This is a genomic window from Shewanella sp. MTB7 (assembly GCF_027571385.1).
Taxonomy (GTDB): Bacteria; Pseudomonadota; Gammaproteobacteria; order Enterobacterales; family Shewanellaceae; genus Shewanella.
Genome location: NZ_CP085636.1, coordinates 3,489,188 through 3,505,781 on the forward strand (window position 1 = coordinate 3,489,188; position 16,594 = coordinate 3,505,781).

Annotated in this window: 17 protein-coding genes; 12 read left to right on the top strand and 5 right to left on the bottom strand. The window is 42.1% G+C overall.

Going from position 1 to position 16,594, the window contains the following annotated elements; all coding sequences use genetic code 11:
- The first annotated feature begins 174 nt into the window (after positions 1 to 174).
- A complete protein-coding gene (locus tag HWQ47_RS14985) occupies positions 175 to 531 on the top strand; it encodes a hypothetical protein (RefSeq protein WP_269966891.1) in 357 nt (118 codons plus the stop codon).
- An 81-nt stretch (positions 532 to 612) separates the two neighbouring features.
- On the opposite strand, the gene HWQ47_RS14990 is transcribed toward HWQ47_RS14985, so the two are convergent.
- The gene (locus tag HWQ47_RS14990) at positions 613 to 1,089 is read right to left on the bottom strand and encodes a glycine zipper 2TM domain-containing protein (protein WP_269966892.1); all 477 of its coding nucleotides are present in this window, start codon (positions 1,087 to 1,089) and stop codon (positions 613 to 615) included.
- A 55-nt stretch (positions 1,090 to 1,144) separates the two neighbouring features.
- Between HWQ47_RS14990 and aat the strand changes: the two genes are divergently transcribed.
- From aat to infA, 3 genes are all read left to right on the top strand, one after another.
- Positions 1,145 to 1,855: a leucyl/phenylalanyl-tRNA--protein transferase gene (gene aat / locus HWQ47_RS14995; protein ID WP_269966893.1), complete on the top strand. Its 711-nt coding sequence runs from the start codon at positions 1,145 to 1,147 to the stop codon at positions 1,853 to 1,855.
- Positions 1,845 to 2,555: an arginyltransferase gene (locus HWQ47_RS15000; protein ID WP_269966894.1), complete on the top strand. Its 711-nt coding sequence runs from the start codon at positions 1,845 to 1,847 to the stop codon at positions 2,553 to 2,555. The genes aat and HWQ47_RS15000 overlap by 11 nt, the downstream gene beginning before the upstream one ends.
- Positions 2,556 to 2,692: 137 nt before the next feature.
- Entirely contained in the window at positions 2,693 to 2,911 is a 219-nt protein-coding gene (infA, locus tag HWQ47_RS15005) for a translation initiation factor IF-1 (RefSeq protein ID WP_011865366.1), read from the top strand.
- A gap of 111 nt (positions 2,912 to 3,022) precedes the next feature.
- On the opposite strand, the gene clpA is transcribed toward infA, so the two are convergent.
- Positions 3,023 to 5,281, bottom strand: a complete 2,259-nt coding sequence (gene clpA / locus HWQ47_RS15010) for an ATP-dependent Clp protease ATP-binding subunit ClpA (RefSeq protein WP_269966895.1) — start codon at positions 5,279 to 5,281, stop codon at positions 3,023 to 3,025.
- A gap of 36 nt (positions 5,282 to 5,317) precedes the next feature.
- Positions 5,318 to 5,626 (bottom strand): ATP-dependent Clp protease adapter ClpS, encoded by a 309-nt coding sequence (clpS, locus tag HWQ47_RS15015; protein WP_269966896.1) that lies wholly within the window; start codon positions 5,624 to 5,626, stop codon positions 5,318 to 5,320.
- Between the two features lie 295 nt (positions 5,627 to 5,921).
- On the opposite strand from clpS, the gene cspD reads away from it, so the two are divergent.
- Positions 5,922 to 6,128, top strand: coding sequence for a cold shock domain-containing protein CspD (gene cspD / locus HWQ47_RS15020; RefSeq protein WP_012142231.1), 207 nt, complete (start codon positions 5,922 to 5,924; stop codon positions 6,126 to 6,128).
- Between the two features lie 116 nt (positions 6,129 to 6,244).
- Here the strand turns inward: cspD and HWQ47_RS15025 are convergent, their stop codons facing one another.
- Positions 6,245 to 8,467: an NADP-dependent isocitrate dehydrogenase gene (locus HWQ47_RS15025; RefSeq protein ID WP_269966897.1), complete on the bottom strand. Its 2,223-nt coding sequence runs from the start codon at positions 8,465 to 8,467 to the stop codon at positions 6,245 to 6,247.
- Between the two features lie 395 nt (positions 8,468 to 8,862).
- Here HWQ47_RS15025 and HWQ47_RS15030 point away from each other — a divergent pair, with 395 nt between their 5' ends.
- The 6 genes from HWQ47_RS15030 (at position 8,863) to HWQ47_RS15055 (ending at position 14,602) form a co-directional block, all read left to right on the top strand.
- Complete coding sequence (locus HWQ47_RS15030) at positions 8,863 to 9,576, top strand: rRNA large subunit pseudouridine synthase E (protein WP_269966898.1); 714 nt, start codon at positions 8,863 to 8,865, stop codon at positions 9,574 to 9,576.
- A gap of 41 nt (positions 9,577 to 9,617) precedes the next feature.
- Positions 9,618 to 10,097 (top strand): NUDIX hydrolase, encoded by a 480-nt coding sequence (locus tag HWQ47_RS15035; RefSeq protein WP_269966899.1) that lies wholly within the window; start codon positions 9,618 to 9,620, stop codon positions 10,095 to 10,097.
- A 136-nt stretch (positions 10,098 to 10,233) separates the two neighbouring features.
- Positions 10,234 to 11,352 (top strand): tRNA 2-thiouridine(34) synthase MnmA, encoded by a 1,119-nt coding sequence (mnmA, locus tag HWQ47_RS15040; RefSeq protein ID WP_269966900.1) that lies wholly within the window; start codon positions 10,234 to 10,236, stop codon positions 11,350 to 11,352.
- 3 nt (positions 11,353 to 11,355) lie between these two features.
- A complete protein-coding gene (gene hflD, locus HWQ47_RS15045; RefSeq protein WP_269966901.1) occupies positions 11,356 to 11,970 on the top strand; it encodes a high frequency lysogenization protein HflD in 615 nt (204 codons plus the stop codon).
- A gap of 28 nt (positions 11,971 to 11,998) precedes the next feature.
- Positions 11,999 to 13,369, top strand: coding sequence for an adenylosuccinate lyase (purB, locus tag HWQ47_RS15050; protein ID WP_269966902.1), 1,371 nt, complete (start codon positions 11,999 to 12,001; stop codon positions 13,367 to 13,369).
- 105 nt (positions 13,370 to 13,474) lie between these two features.
- Positions 13,475 to 14,602, top strand: a complete 1,128-nt coding sequence (locus HWQ47_RS15055; RefSeq protein ID WP_269966903.1) for a ribosomal protein uL16 3-hydroxylase — start codon at positions 13,475 to 13,477, stop codon at positions 14,600 to 14,602.
- A gap of 93 nt (positions 14,603 to 14,695) precedes the next feature.
- On the opposite strand, the gene HWQ47_RS15060 is transcribed toward HWQ47_RS15055, so the two are convergent.
- Positions 14,696 to 15,139 carry a DUF4826 family protein gene (locus tag HWQ47_RS15060; protein WP_269966904.1) on the bottom strand — a complete coding sequence of 148 codons (444 nt, stop codon included), beginning with the start codon at positions 15,137 to 15,139 and terminating at the stop codon, positions 14,696 to 14,698.
- A gap of 256 nt (positions 15,140 to 15,395) precedes the next feature.
- Between HWQ47_RS15060 and HWQ47_RS15065 the strand changes: the two genes are divergently transcribed.
- A complete protein-coding gene (locus tag HWQ47_RS15065; protein WP_269966905.1) occupies positions 15,396 to 16,427 on the top strand; it encodes a Leu/Phe/Val dehydrogenase in 1,032 nt (343 codons plus the stop codon).
- Positions 16,428 to 16,594 lie beyond the last annotated feature (167 nt).

Here is a 16,594-nt window from a genome sequence, read left to right on the forward strand (position 1 = left end):
AAGTCGAGAATTATGTGATCGTGCAACGGCATTGTGAATGTTAATTTGAACCTCAATATGTTAACTAAATAGATAAATACAGTAGATTTGCAGTGAGAATTGGACTTTTTACCAGTTTCACCGATAAAATCCCCTAAACCTTCAAGTAAACATTAAAAGAAATAGGTTATAACTATGTCAAAACTGACTAAAGAAGAAGTGATCAGCACGTTGGAGTCAGCTCTTGCAACTAAACAAGGGAGCACTGTAACGATCGAGCAAAAAGGCAGCTGGTACAAAATCGATGGTGGTAAGTCACTCCGCTTTAGTGAACTAGAAAGCATACTTGCCGAGCTCACTGGCGAAACTCTCGCCCCAAAAGCGACAACAAAAAAGAAAGTCGTCCCAGTTGCAAAAATGATGAAACCAAAAACAATGACTAAAGCTGCGACAAAGAAACCAGCTTCTACTAACACTCATGATGGAAAAACGCCTAAAGAACTATGGCGCGAAAAACTGGCAGGCAAAGGCCAACTACCTCGCGGCTTCTAACTTTTTAGAAGTTAAGGCACTAAAAAGGAGCCTTCTGGCTCCTTTTTAACACCCATTATTCTTGGGCTACTAATCTCAATGCTACATCGCTATATCGACTCTAACACTACCAACTAGGTAGACTACTCTGACGTCATCCCCAGCATTAAAGACCATACCTGGGTCAAGATCCTGAATAATCATCACCTGCTCACCATCCTCTTGCTTTATCATTAGCTCGACCAATGTTAACTCTTGATAATAACTGTTGTCTCCATAACGGTTACCGACACCAGCGCCAATTAAGGCACCGAGAACGGTCGCCACATCTTGACCACTGCCCCCACCAAATTGATGGCCAACCACACCACCGACTAAAGCGCCACCAAACGTTTTCCAGCCTTGATTTCTATCCTCGACTAACTGCTTTTGCGTAATATTTCTCACTGAAATAATGTTGCCATATTGAACTTGCTCAACGGCTACTGCTTGATTTCGTTTATATCCGGCTTCCACAGGATTAAATACACTAAAAAATAGACAAACAAAGACTAAGGTTGTGATCCAAGGTTTCAACATAATCATTTTTCCGCTAACTTATAATAATGTCTAATGAAGATAATATTACTCAATTGTGAACTCACTGTCTTATTTAAATCAAGAACTCGAGCAGTTCCCCTCTCCGGAATTTGCTCTAACCGATCCTAACGGCTTATTAGCTGTCGGAGGTGATCTTAAGCCTAAACGGCTTCTCAGTGCCTACTATGAGGGTATTTTCCCTTGGTTTAATGCCGATGACCCCATACTTTGGTGGTCACCGGATCCTCGTGCTGTCTTTGTTCCTGGCAATATGAAAACAAGCCGTTCCTTGCTTAAACACCTAAAAAAACAACCTTGGCGTTACAGTATCAACCAGGCTTTTAGACAAGTTATTCAAGCTTGCGCTGCCCCCAGATCCTTACAAGACAGTACATGGATTAGTCAGGAGATCCAAGATGCTTACATAAAACTCCATGAACTCGGCCAAGCTCATTCTATCGAAGTCTGGCAAGATGATAAACTGATAGGGGGCCTATATGGCTTAGCCATTGGTCAGGTATTTTGTGGCGAGTCGATGTTCCATACTAAAACCAATGCGTCTAAAGCAGCCATGCTACTCCTGCATCAATACTCATTAAAACAAGGGTTCAAGCTTATTGATGCCCAAGTGATGAACCCACATTTAGCGACTCTTGGCGCAACGGCCTTGAAGAGAAAAGATTTTATTAACTTACTCAAACGTTTTAGAGATCTCAGTGTTGCACCCAACACTTGGGTTGAATCAGAGGTATCACTTGAGCTTTAAATCACATCCTATCTCCGTTGGGGTAACACAAACCTTTCCTTGTAGTTACCTCGAAAACCAGCTTGAACAATTATTAGTTCTACAAGATGATCCCATCGGTCTAGAATTGTTCGAAAGATTGTTGGCTTTAGGGTTCAGACGCAGTGGTGGAACAATCTATAAACCTCAATGTCCCAATTGCAATGCTTGTTTACCAATCAGGATCCCAACTCAACAGTTTATCCCTTCAAGACGCCAGAAGCGCACTTTAAGGAACAACAAAGACATTATTTGGAAGGTGGTCGACAAACAGCAAGAATATCATTACGACCTCTATGAGCGCTATATTAACGAACGACATCAAGATGGTCCCATGTACCCCGCCTCAAAAGAGCAATATCAACACTTTATCAACTCAGGCTGGCTCGCCCCTCACTATATTGAACTGTGGAACGGTGATGCCTTAATCGCTGTTGCAGTGACTGATGTAATGCCAAATAGCTTATCTGCAATCTACAGTTTCTTCTGTCCTAATGAGCATAAACGTTCATTAGGATCATTACTCATTCTTCTCCAATGTCGTCTGGCAAAGTTAATGAATAAAGATTTTGTCTATCTCGGCTATCAAATCGATGAATCAAGAAAAATGAATTACAAACGAAGCTACTTACCTTATCAGATATTAACGACCTGTGGATGGCAGCAAATATCTGATGAATAACTGTAATTTCAACTTATGCCTAATAATTACTCTAATATGAAATATCATTATCGCCTATACATTCTCTTTACAGCAAGGGGATTTTGCGTCATGATATGCCCGATTTAAAACTTGAAAGCTAACAGGATAACTGATTAATGGCGAAAGAAGACAACATTGAGATGCAAGGCACGATCCTTGAAACCTTGCCGAACACAATGTTTCGTGTAGAGCTAGAGAACGGTCACGTTGTGATCGCACACATCTCAGGTAAAATGCGTAAAAACTACATTCGAATTCTGACCGGTGACAAAGTTACGGTTCAGCTGACACCTTATGACTTGAGCAAAGGTCGCATCGTCTTCCGTTCACGCTAAGTTAGCTTAAACAGATTTTAAAAACCGGCGGTGCCGGTTTTTTACTTTTTTGAAAAGTATCGAATTAAAAAAGGCTGCAACTGCAGCCTTTTTTCATGTCCCTAATTCAAGCTAATTATTGACTTTCTCAAGGGATTCGACTGAGATCGTGATCTCATCTTTCTTAATATCCACATTGGCCACACCACCCTTTTCAAGCTTTCCAAACAAGATCTCATCAGCTAATGGTCGTTTAATCAGTTCAGTGACCACCCTTGCCATAGGTCTCGCCCCCATCGCTTTGTCGTATCCTTTCTCAGCGAGTAAGGTTCTAGCCTCATCACTAACAAATAAGGTGACTCTTTTCTCGTCCAGTTGCGCCTGAAGCTCGACAAGGAACTTATCGACCACTTTGGCGATAACAGTCAGATCAAGATGATTAAACCAAATAATCTCATCCAAGCGATTTCTGAACTCAGGTGAAAACACCTTATTAATTTCAGCGAGTGCATCTTGACTATGATCTTGCTGCTTAAAGCCGATCGACTTTCTCACCGTCTCCTGCACGCCCGCATTTGTGGTCATCACAATGGTAACGTGTCTGAAGTCGGCTTTTCGACCATTGTTATCAGTCAAAATACCATGGTCCATCACCTGTAAGAGCAAATTATAGACATCAGGATGTGCCTTTTCAATCTCATCAAACAGCACAACACAATGCGGATTCTTAATCACTGCATCAGTTAATAAACCACCTTGATCGTAACCCACATAACCAGGGGGAGCGCCGATAAGACGTGAAACCGTATGACTTTCCATATATTCAGACATATCGAAACGAACCAGGTTAAGGCCGAGACATTTAGCCAGTTGGCTGGTCACTTCTGTCTTCCCTACCCCTGTGGGGCCAGCGAATAAGAAACTGCCAACAGGCTTATGCTCACCACTCAAACCACTTCGAGACAGTCTAATCGCGGCACTAAGGCTCTCAATCGCTTTGTCTTGACCAAACACCACCATCTTAAGGTTACGGTCTAGATTTTTAAGCATGTCTTTATCAGTAGCCGATACAGACTTCTCAGGGATGCGCGCCATTTTGGCTATAATAGCTTCAATCTCGCTCTGTCCTATGGTTTTCTTCCTACGACTCGCTGGTTGCATCGCCATGCGTGCTCCAGCTTCGTCGATAACATCTATCGCTTTGTCTGGAAGATAGCGATCATTAATGTGCTTATCAGATAGACGCGCCGCAATACTCAAAGCTGCCATGGTATATCTCACCCCATGATGCTCTTCATACTTAGATTTCAGTCCTTGAAGGATCTTAGTGGTTTCTGCAACAGAAGGTTCATTGATATCGACTTTTTGGAAGCGTCTTGCTAGCGCCCTATCTTTTTCAAAAATACTTTGGTATTCCTGAAAAGTGGTAGACCCCATACATCTTAGCTTTCCGCCTGATAATAAAGGCTTAAGCAAGTTTGATGCATCCATCACACCACCGGAAGCCGAGCCTGCACCAATAATCGTGTGGATCTCATCAATAAATAAAATGGCATCTTCATCACTTTCAAGCTCTTTAAGCAAGCTTTTAAAGCGTTTTTCGAAATCCCCTCGGTATTTCGTTCCCGCTAACAAGGCACCAAGATCTAAAGAGTAGACCGTGGCTTTACTCATCACCTCTGGGACTTCTTCTTTTACAATTCGATACGCTAACCCTTCGGCAATCGCGGTTTTACCCACACCAGCCTCACCGACTAATAACGGATTATTCTTTCTTCTGCGACAGAGGATTTGTATCGAACGTTCAATCTCATCACTGCGACCAATTAATGGATCAATATTGCCCTGAATCGCCAATTCATTTAGATTCGAAGCAAACTGAGACAGCTTACTCTTCTCCTCGTCATTGTCACTCTGGTCCTCAATGCGTTCCTGCTGAGAGTTGTGTTCAATTTCATCTTTAGACACCCCGTGAGAGATAAAATTAACCACATCCAGGCGCGTTACCTCGCTATTACGTAGAAGATAAACAGCTTGTGACTCCTGTTCACTAAAGATAGCGACTAATACATTAGCCCCCGTCACTTCGTTACGACCAGAAGACTGAACATGAAATACCGCTCTTTGTAAAACTCTCTGAAAACCTAACGTCGGTTGAGTCTCTCTATCATCTTCGGGATCGGCGATAATAGGTGTCGTTTGCTGAATAAAATTAGACACATCCTCTCTTAACTTATCAAGATTAGCCCCACAGGCCACTAACGCTTCTTGTGCGGCGGGATTATCTATTAAAGCGAGCAGCAGGTGTTCCACCGTCATATACTCATGACGGGCATCTCTGGCTTGCTGAAATGCCAGATTTAAGGTGACTTCAAGATCTTTATTTAGCATAAGCACCCCCTAAATTTACAACTAAAATAACCCAATTCAGGCTTTCTCTAATGAACACAGTAACGGATGTTGGTTTTGTCTTGCAAATTGATTTACTTGAGCAACCTTAGTTTCTGCAATTCCAAAAGGAAAAACCCCACAAATTCCTTTTCCCTGATGATGTATTGCAAGCATGATATCTGTCGCTTGCTCTTCACTTTTTTTGAAAAAGACCTGTAATACCTCAATCACAAAATCCATTGGGGTATAGTCATCATTGTTTAAAATCACCTTGTACATTGAGGGTGACATTAATTCTGATTCTACACGTTCTTCAACGTGTTCAATATTTCCTGCTTTACCCATGGTTCAATATTAGCCTCTAGTCATCGCTTGTACCAATTAAATACCCAAGCTACTTCAAAATGCACATTTCAAGGTGTTTGAGTATAGAGATTATTCAATAAAAAGTTTTCTTCTACAATCTAATATCTGACTCATTAATTGAAACAGGTTACACACTTAAATGTTGCTCTTTTGTTAAAATAACCTTGACATACAAACTGACTGCTTTCATTCTGTTCAACAGGCGGTAATTTATACTCCGCTAATTTAGTTTTACTATCTTACTGGCAAGTAGACAACAGAAGGAAGTGGAAGTATGGCAAACGGAACTGTTAAATGGTTCAACAACGCCAAAGGATTCGGGTTTATCTGCCCTGAAGCTGGTGGTGAAGACGTTTTTGCACACTATTCTACCATTGAAATGGAAGGCTATCGAACGTTAAAAGCAGGCCAACCTGTCCAATTCGAAGTAGAAGCAGGGCCAAAAGGGATGCACGCGTCAGCTATTTCGCCAACAAATTAACGAAGGCGATGTAAAACAAAAAAGGCAGGGTTATCCCTGCCTTTTTATTATCTGCAAAAAACAATACTAAATACTATCGCGAAGAAAATGCCATCTCTCCCGCAAATAGAATAAATTTAAGCAGTAAATAATGCATTTAAAGTCGCACTTGGACGCATCTCTGCCAAGGCTTTGCTTGCATCTAAACGATAATAGCCACCCAGATCAACCGCGCCCCCCTGTGCCGCATTAAGTTCATCGACAATTTTAACTTCATTGTTCGTCAACGATTCTGCAAGTGAAGCAAACTGTGCTTTTAATTCCATATCTTGCGTCTGCTGAGCCACTTCTTGAGCCCAATACATGGCAAGATAGAAATGACTGCCACGGTTATCGAGTTGACCAACACGACGCGAAGGTGACTTATTTTGATCGAGGAACTGACCAATAGCCGCATCCAATGTATCTGCCAATATTTGTGCTTTAGCATTATTGGTTGTTTGGCTTAAATGCTCAAGCGACGCCGCTAGTGCTAAAAACTCACCCAACGAATCCCAACGCAAATGGCCCTCTTTTTCTATTTGCTGAACATGCTTGGGCGCTGAGCCCCCCGCACCGGTTTCAAATAATCCACCACCGTTCATCAAAGGAACGATAGAGAGCATTTTGGCACTCGTACCGAGCTCAAGAATAGGGAATAGATCGGTTAAGTAGTCACGTAATACGTTACCCGTGACTGAAATTGTATCAAGGCCTTCTTTAGTGCGTGCTAACGTAAAACGTGTCGCTTCAACCGGAGACATTATGCGAATGTCTAATCCAGCAGTATCATGTTCAGGAAGATACAGCTTAACTTTTTTAATAATCTCAGCATCATGACTACGACTCTCATCTAACCAAAATACTGCAGGAGTAGAAGATAAACGTGCACGTTTAACGGCAAGTTTTACCCAATCACGAATAGGCGCGTCTTTAACCTGACACATTCTCCAAATATCACCCGCTTCAACAGCATGAGAAATCAGTACATTCCCTTGGCTGTTGGTCACATTCACCGTACCCGCAGCTTCGATTTCGAATGTTTTATCATGGCTACCGTACTCTTCAGCCTTTTGAGCCATCAAACCAACATTGGGCACACTGCCCATAGTGGTTGGATTAAATGCACCGTGCTCTTTACAAAAAGCAATCGTCTCTTGGTAGACACCTGCGTAACAACGATCAGGGATCATTGCCTTCATATCTTTTGGTTGACCATCAACCCCCCACATCATGCCTGATGTGCGAATTGCAGCAGGCATAGAAGCATCAATAATCACATCGCTTGGCACATGTAGATTAGTAATGCCTTTATCCGAATCAACCATCGCAAGTTCCGGACGACTTACATACACTGCCGCGATATCGACTTCGATAGCCGCTTTCTGCTCTACTGGAAGCTGTGCTATTTTAGCATAAACATCACCAAAACCATTGTTAACGTCAACACCCAACTCTTCAAATAATGAAGCATGCTTAACAAAAAGATCTTTATAGTAAACTTTAACAGCATGACCAAAAAGAATAGGATCAGAGACCTTCATCATGGTGGCTTTTAGGTGTAAAGAAAGTAACACGCCTTGGGCTTTAGCTGCTTCAATCTCACGCTCATAGAACTCAACGAGTGCCTTTTTGCTCAACACCGATGCATCAATCACCTCTCCAGCTAACAAAGGAAGTGACGCTTTCAATACCTGCTCACTTCCATCAGATTTAGTCAACACTATGCTAACGTCATCTTCAGACATTAAGGTCAATGATTTTTCGCTGCCATAAAAATCACCTTCACTCATATGTGCTACATGGCTTTGTGAATCACGGCTCCATGCGCCCATTGAATGTGGGTGCTTCTGAGCATATTTCTTGACTGAACCAGGAGCACGACGATCTGAGTTACCTTCACGTAAAACTGGGTTTACTGCGCTACCTTTAATCTTATCGTAACAAGCTTGAATCTCTTTCTCTTCAGAGTTAGCAGGCTCATCTGGGTATGACGGAATATCATATCCCTTGTTCTGTAGCTCTAAAATACACGCTTTTAACTGGGGAATAGATGCGCTGATGTTTGGCAACTTAATGATATTAGCTTCAGGTCTTCCCGCTAGTTCACCAAGCTCTGCTAATGCGTCACTCATTTTTTGGTTATCTAAAAGATTTTCTGGAAAATTTGCAATAATTCGGCCCGAAAGAGAGATATCTCGAGTTTCTACATTCACGCCAGCCGCTTGAGTAAATATTTTAATAATAGGCAGCAAAGATAACGTTGCTAAGGCTGGTGCTTCATCTGTCTCGGTATAGATAATGGTTGAATTGTCGGTCATTTTTCGTCCTACATTGTTGTAAAATAGAGAATTTAAAATATTATATTTTTTATATACTGCATTTTTTGCGAATTGCGGTTGTATTCAATACTTTCTATTAGCACTTTTATATAAACCTTGGTTAGACCTAGGCTAGCTAACATGGTTAACAGCATTTATGAAAGGATAAAACGCCTGATTTAGTGAGTTTTCCCGCAAAATACACGTTTTCTGAACCTTAATATCACGTCATACCATTTAAGCTGAACTTCTCAAAATCTTTTGACAATTTGGCTTAGATCACATTTTTATCGAGCACATCATAAAACATTCTAGATAATATTCAAATTCCACTAAGGGCGAATGCACAGTACACTGTAAACATTAAGTCATTTTATACCAGAAGATTAGTTAGCGTGAGTCACACTATTAAACATAAGTTCCACTCAAAAAAAATAACCGCAACATCTGTTAAAGCGACACAAAACAGAGCAACTTGGGCTTCCAAAAATAAATCGGCATCTAACTCTAAATCATTGCACCGCAATTCAGTAAAAAACAAACCTAGAGTTAGCGATCCCATCATCGTTTTGTTCAACAAGCCTTTCGATGTGCTTTGCCAATTTACCGATGAACAGGGACGACAAACATTAAAAGATTTTATCCCCATTCCTGGCGTGTATGCAGCGGGAAGGCTAGATCGAGACAGTGAAGGGTTACTGCTACTCACCAATGACGGCAAACTTCAATCGACACTCACCGAACCCAAAAAACGCACCTATAAAACCTATTGGGCTCAGGTTGAAGGCGCGCCAAATGAAGCTCAATTAGATAAGTTACGTAACGGAGTAGAACTAAAAGACGGCATGACTTTACCCGCTACTATTACTATCATGTCTCAACCTGAGATATGGACTCGTGTCCCTCCAATACGAGAGCGCAAAGCCATCCCAACGACTTGGATAGAGATCCAAATCTGCGAAGGCCGTAATCGTCAGGTCAGAAGAATGACCGCACACATAGGATTCCCTACTCTCAGACTCATTCGATATAAAATAGGCCAATGGTGTCTTGACGATCTCAAACCTGCTCAGTATTTAACTATCGATATGAAAAATAAGCCAATATAGTATTTAACCTCAACTCAGCAATAGCATAGAAGGGAGAGATTATGACTCAAAGATACAAACCCAATGCGACTGTGGCCTGTATTGTCCAATGCCAAGACAGGTATTTGATGGTTGAGGAGCACATCGATGGAATGACACGATACAATCAACCTGCAGGTCATCTCGAGCAAGGCGAATCATTAACACAGGCATGTGAGCGTGAAGTTTTTGAGGAAACAGGTCTTAAGCTTGAGGCGCAAGCTTTGATTGGTATCTATCAATTTAGCGCAGATGAAAACCTAGCATTCGTAAGATTTACTTTCTTTACCAGCATTTCAAACCTCCTTGAAACGACACCGCAAGATGCTGATATACAAGCGGCCCACTGGTTAACCTATGATGAAATCCTTGCTCTGACTCCAGCATTAAGAAGCCCACTTGTGCTCTTGAGTCTAGATGATGCTAGAAATAAAACACACTATCCGCTAGAACTACTCAATAGCCAGTATCTCAAGTTAGCCCCTAGCCATAATGCGTGTTAGAATACGCCCCCGAAAATGTAGCTTCTTTTTTAGATGATTCGAATCTCAATATCACTTGCTTTGGCACTCTGTGGTGGTCTGACAGTTCATCTTTAATCTCAAGCTATTAAAGGTACATTCAACGGTTTTAGGAACTATGGCAATAATCGAAACAACTGCGACTAACAATAAAAAAGTCATTGTCGGCATGTCCGGCGGTGTTGACTCCTCAGTTTCGGCTTACCTGTTACTTAAACAGGGCTATCAAGTCGAAGGTCTTTTCATGAAAAACTGGGAAGAAGATGACACCGATGAATATTGTGCTGCAGCTGACGATCTCAAAGATGCGCAAGCTGTGTGTGACAAGCTTGGCATTAAACTGCATACCGTCAATTTTGCCTCTGAGTATTGGGACAATGTATTCGAATACTTTCTTGCGGAATACAAGGCTGGCAGAACGCCAAATCCAGATATCATCTGCAATAAAGAGATTAAGTTTAAAGCTTTCCTTGAATTTGCTGATGATATCTTAGACGCTGATTACATCGCCATGGGGCATTATGTTCGTCGCTGTGACAAAAGTGGCCAGAGTCAGATGTTACGTGGCATCGATGGAAATAAAGATCAAAGCTACTTTCTCTATACATTAAGCCATGAGCAAATGTCTCGTTCACTGTTCCCTGTCGGTGAACTTGAAAAAAGTGAAGTAAGAGAGATAGCCAAAGAGATGGGACTCATCACCCATGACAAAAAAGACAGCACTGGGATCTGTTTTATCGGTGAGCGAAAATTTACTGATTTCCTCAGTACCTTTTTACCTGCACAACCGGGCAATATTGAGACCGCAGAAGGTCAAGTGATTGGCACCCATCAGGGTTTGATGTACCACACTCTAGGCCAACGTAAAGGTTTAGGGATCGGCGGGATGAAAAATAGCAATGATGATCCTTGGTATGTTGTCGATAAAGAGATGGACAGAAATGTACTGGTTGTCGGTCAAGGTGGTACTCACCCTCGTTTGATGTCAGTGGGTTTTTATGCAGACCAACTGCACTGGGTTGACAGAAAGGGGCCTATCGACGGCGCTCAGATCACAGTGAAAACCCGTTACCGCCAACGCGATGTAGCCTGTACTTTGTCTTATGAAGACGAAGACAGAATTAAAGTCTTATTTGATGAGCCTGTCGCAGCGGTAACACCGGGACAATCTGCCGTTTTTTATAATGCCGATATTTGCTTAGGCGGCGCTATCATCGATTCATTAATCAGAGAATAAGACGTGAGCGAGCTTCTAGACGAACGTACCATGGCATTTGCCGGGATTTTGCAAGCAATTTCACAGGTCCAGCACATCGCCAGACATGGTAATTCAAACAAAGACAGCCTAGCGGCGAGTCTTAATACCGTGTTAGTCACCAACCCAGATTCCACATCCGATGTTTATGCCGATAAAGTCGAACTTAACAAAGGCTATCAGCTGATCGTCAATCAACTTGGCGATAGCAAAGATAAAGATGTTGAAGTTACCCGCTACCTAGTGGGTATATTAGCCTTGGAGCGTAAACTTTCCCGTGGTAATGCCATGGGAATATTGGCAGAGAGGATCAATCAGGTTCATCGCCAACTGCATCATTTTGCGATCACTGACGAACAAGTTGTCGCTAATTTCGCTGGAATTTACAGCGACATTATCAGTTTACTTGGACCAAAAATTCAGATATCAGGCAATCCTGAATACCTGAAACAGACTCAGGTGCAGGAAAAAATTCGAGCTCTACTGCTTTCTGCTATGCGCAGTGCAGTACTGTGGCGTCAACTAGGTGGCAAGCGCAGGCACCTAGTTTTCGCAAGAAAATCTATCCTAGATATAGCTAAAAAAAGTCTTACCCTATAATAAGTTAAGTTCATTAAGGAGCTTCATAATGGAACTATCCGCACTAACTGCTATCTCTCCTGTAGACGGTCGTTATGGTAGTAAAACCGCCTCATTGAGAGGGATCTTCAGCGAGTACGGCCTGACCAAGTACCGTGTTCAAGTCGAAATTAACTGGTTAAAGCTACTTTCTAGCTGCCCAGAGATTGAAGAAGTTCCACCTTTTAGCGAAACAGCACTAGCGCTTCTTGATAACATTAAAGACAACTTTAATGAAGCTGATGCACTTCGTATTAAAGCGATTGAAGCCACCACAAACCACGATGTTAAAGCTGTGGAATACTTCATCAAAGAGCAGATAGCTGGCAATGCCGAACTTGTCGCTATCGACGAGTTTGTTCACTTCGCTTGTACCTCTGAAGATATCAATAACTTATCTCATGGTTTAATGCTAACTGATGCGCGTGAGCAGGTACTTGTTCCCTATTGTCAAAAGATTATCGATGCCATTAAAGGCTTGGCTAAAGAGCACCGATCTGTCCCTTTGATGTCTCGAACTCACGGACAACCAGCCTCACCTTCTACATTAGGCAAAGAGATGGCGAACGTAGCCGTTCGTCTTGAGCGCCAATTAGCTCAGATAAACTCAGTGCAATTTATGGGCAAGATTAACGGTGCTGTAGGTAACTACAACGCCCATATCGCAGCGTATCCAGAAGTGAACTGGCATGAACTATCTGAGCGTTTCGTGACTGGACTTGGCTTAAACTGGAATGCCTACACGACTCAAATTGAACCTCACGATTACATCGCAGAACTTTTCGATGCTGTCGCACGCTTCAACACTGTGTTGATAGATTTCAACCGTGATATCTGGGGTTACATTGCACTCGGTCACTTCAAACAGAAGACGATTGCTGGCGAAATTGGCTCTTCAACCATGCCACATAAAGTTAATCCAATCGATTTTGAAAACGCTGAAGGTAACTTAGGTATTGCAAATGCACTTATGCAACACCTAGCCTCTAAACTGCCGGTTTCACGCTGGCAGCGTGATCTGACTGACTCAACGGTTTTGCGTAATTTAGGTGTGGGAATCGCCCATGCACTTATTGCTTACCAGTCAACGCTTAAAGGGATCAGTAAGCTTGAAGTAAACGAAGCTCAGCTTCGCGCTGAACTAGACAAAAACTGGGAAGTGTTGGCTGAGCCAGTACAAACAGTGATGCGCCGTTACGGTATCGAAAAGCCATACGAGAAACTGAAAGAACTGACTCGTGGTAAGCGTATCGATGGTGAGCAACTTGCTACCTTTATCGATGGTCTTGAGCTGCCTGACACCGTTAAAATCGAGCTTAAAAAGATGACACCGGCGAACTATATTGGCCGTGCGGAAGCTTTTGTGGACGAATTGAAGTAATCAATTCTCTCATCTTGATTTGAAAGAAGCGGTAGGCTAACACTTACCGCTTTTTTGTTTTTAATAAACAATACACTCATCTATAACCAGTGAAACCGACTTCCTATGTATAAAATAAATTTCAACACCAATGAGTTTTTATCTACACATTGGCAACAAGCACCACTTGTCATTAAAGGGGCTTTCAACAATTTTATTGATCCGATTAATGCAGATGAACTTGCCGGTCTCGCATGTGAAGAACAGATCGCTTCACGGGTTATCATCACAAAGGAAAATAACTGGGAAATCATTCAAGGCCCTATTGATGATTACGATGAGTTTGGGGAAAGTAATTGGCAGTTACTGGTTCAGGCTGTCAATCATTGGTTCCCTGATTCAGCTCCGCTAATTCAAGCCTTCAGGTTTATTCCAGATTGGCGATTCGATGACCTAATGGTTTCTTTTGCCACACCAGGCGGCGGTGTTGGACCCCACATCGATAACTATGATGTATTCTTACTGCAAGGTGAAGGAAGTAGACGTTGGAAAGTGGGCCCTAAAGGAAACTATACACCAAGAGACGGCGATACCAATACCGCACTTATTGACGATTTTGAACCCATTATTGACGTCGTACTTGAATCCGGAGACATGCTATACATACCGCCAGGATACCCCCATTACGCCCAAACACTCACGACAGCCCTGAGTTACTCTATCGGTTTTAGAGCCCCAAGCCAGCAAGAACTGTTTAGCAGCATTGCCGATCATCTACTCGATACCAATACTGGACTGAAGCGTTTCACTTCAACCAGTGAGCCGACAGCAGCAAGCTTAATCTCGATTGAGCAGCAAGAAGGCATGCTGAACTTACTAAATGAACTGCTCAAGCAGCCTGAGCATTACCAAACAATATTAGGACAGCTACTCAGTCAAAATCGTTTTGAGCTTGACCTATGTGATCCTCAATCCCCTTATCTGCGAGACGATTTAGCCCATGCCCTATCAGAGGGAGCTGAGATACACAGAATAGGCGGTTTAAAGGTGATTCAGCTCCAAGGTGATGCTGAGCAAAGGTTATTTATTAATGGCGAGATAATTGATTGTAAGCAGCTGGAACCCGCTGAGATTGAACACTTAGCTAACGCATTTATTATTGATAATCAGCAAGCCTTAGCCCTATGCAATTCGAACGCAATGAGTGAGATCTTTGTGATATTATTGAATAAAGGCTTCTACTATTTAGCGTAAATTCTTGTGTTATTTGTAACACAAACTAAAAATGGCACCTTTCGGTGCCATTTTGATTCGCTCACAGTTTAAAATAGCATTGAATTTATTTTATTATCCCCAGAGTTTATCATCACCTTGGATCTGATAAAGACTCTCTGCACGTGATACCAGAAGTTGAGCAAATTTTGCTTGCGTTGGATCTTTGGTTGCACCCGATTTGAACAAGTTTTCAGCCTGCATCTGCCACATCATAGAGAAATGACGTAGCGCTTCGCGTGCCGTGCCAGCCACTTTAACATCCACATAGTCGCTGGGTAAATCTCCAGACATGACCCAAAAAGTTTGTTTGGTTGGTTGCTTAGATTCCATCTTCCAAACCGCAACATATGGCGCTAAGTAACGACTTTCATCAGCAATAACCTTGCTAGGGATCACGCCTTTTTCAGCTAGAAAACGATTTGCTTTCTGGAAATGTTCTTTGATCCATTGCTGCCTCAACGCTTCTTGCTGTTCAGGATCCATCGCTTCAGTTTGAGTCTCTACTTGTTCCGTCATACATAATTCCTATCTTATTGTTATTTTGTAAATCCGTAACCGCTCTCTAAAAGTAACGTGAATCAAAGCACAAATAAGACTCTGGTTGACGTTAACGTAAGGTGGAAAGCAAAATTGCCACACAGTTCACAATTAATCCGATTCTTTGCTTTGTTGAGAGTATCCCTAAATGCTATCGTTCTGCAATAATTTTAATAAGGAATCGGTTAACTCTTTAATTGTTCCGGTGTTTAAATCCTAAGGGGAGAACTGCTACGTGGCTGTATTCAATCATATCTCGTTTGACGAACATGAACAGGTCGTATTTTGTCAGGATAAAGAGAGCGGCTTAAAAGCTATTATTGCCATCCATAATACCAATTTAGGTCCCGCTGTTGGCGGCTGTAGAATGTGGAACTATGAATCTGACGACGAAGCATTAACTGACGTTTTACGGTTATCACGCGGCATGACCTATAAAAATGCTTTAGCAGGCCTTGAGATGGGCGGCGGCAAATCGGTCATTATCGCCAACCCAAACACAGAAAATAGAGAGGCTTTATTTCGCGCATTCGGTCGCTGTATTAACAGTTTAGGCGGTAAGTATTTCTCGGCAGAAGATGTGGGCGTAACAACAGCAGATATCATGATCGCACATCAAGAAACCCCTTTTATGGCGGGTCTTGAAGGAAAAAGTGGCGATCCGTCACCTTTTACTGCATTAGGCACATTCCTCGGTATCAAAGCTGCCGTTAAACACCAACGTGGTATTGATAGCCTGCAAGGTCTTAAAATTTCAGTTCAAGGTGTCGGTCATGTCGGTTACTACCTTTGTCGCCATCTCCACGCAGAGGGAGCAAAACTAATCGTCACTGATATCAATCAGGCCTCATTAGACAGAGTTACAAATGAGTTTGATGCCACTGTTGTCGCTCCCCAAGATATTTACCATCAAGATGTCGATATCTACGCACCTTGTGCCTTAGGTGCGACAATTAACGACACCACCATTCCACTTCTTAAAGCCACGATTGTGGCTGGCTGTGCAAACAATCAGCTGGCTGAAGCCAGACACGGTGAGAAACTTAAAGAGTTGAACATCTTGTATGCACCAGATTATGTGATCAACGCTGGTGGGATCATTAATGTGTCGTTTGAAAAAGATTACGATGTCACTCTAGCAACCAAGAAAGTCGAAGAGATTTACGACACTCTTATGCGTATTTTTGTTCTATCTGATGAACAAGATCGTACTACAGCATCTATTGCTGATGAACTTGCACGGGCAATTATCGAAGCAGCAAAATAAGCACTTTAGTTTGTAACAAAGAAACAAAAAGATCGTAAAATAACCAAGGGCCAAAATACTTATTTTGTCCCTTTTTTTATACCAAAATATATTTTACCAAGCTTGCCAAAGAGATAGTTAAATAGAACAGAAAATTAATCATATCAAACTGGATATTGTGATATTTG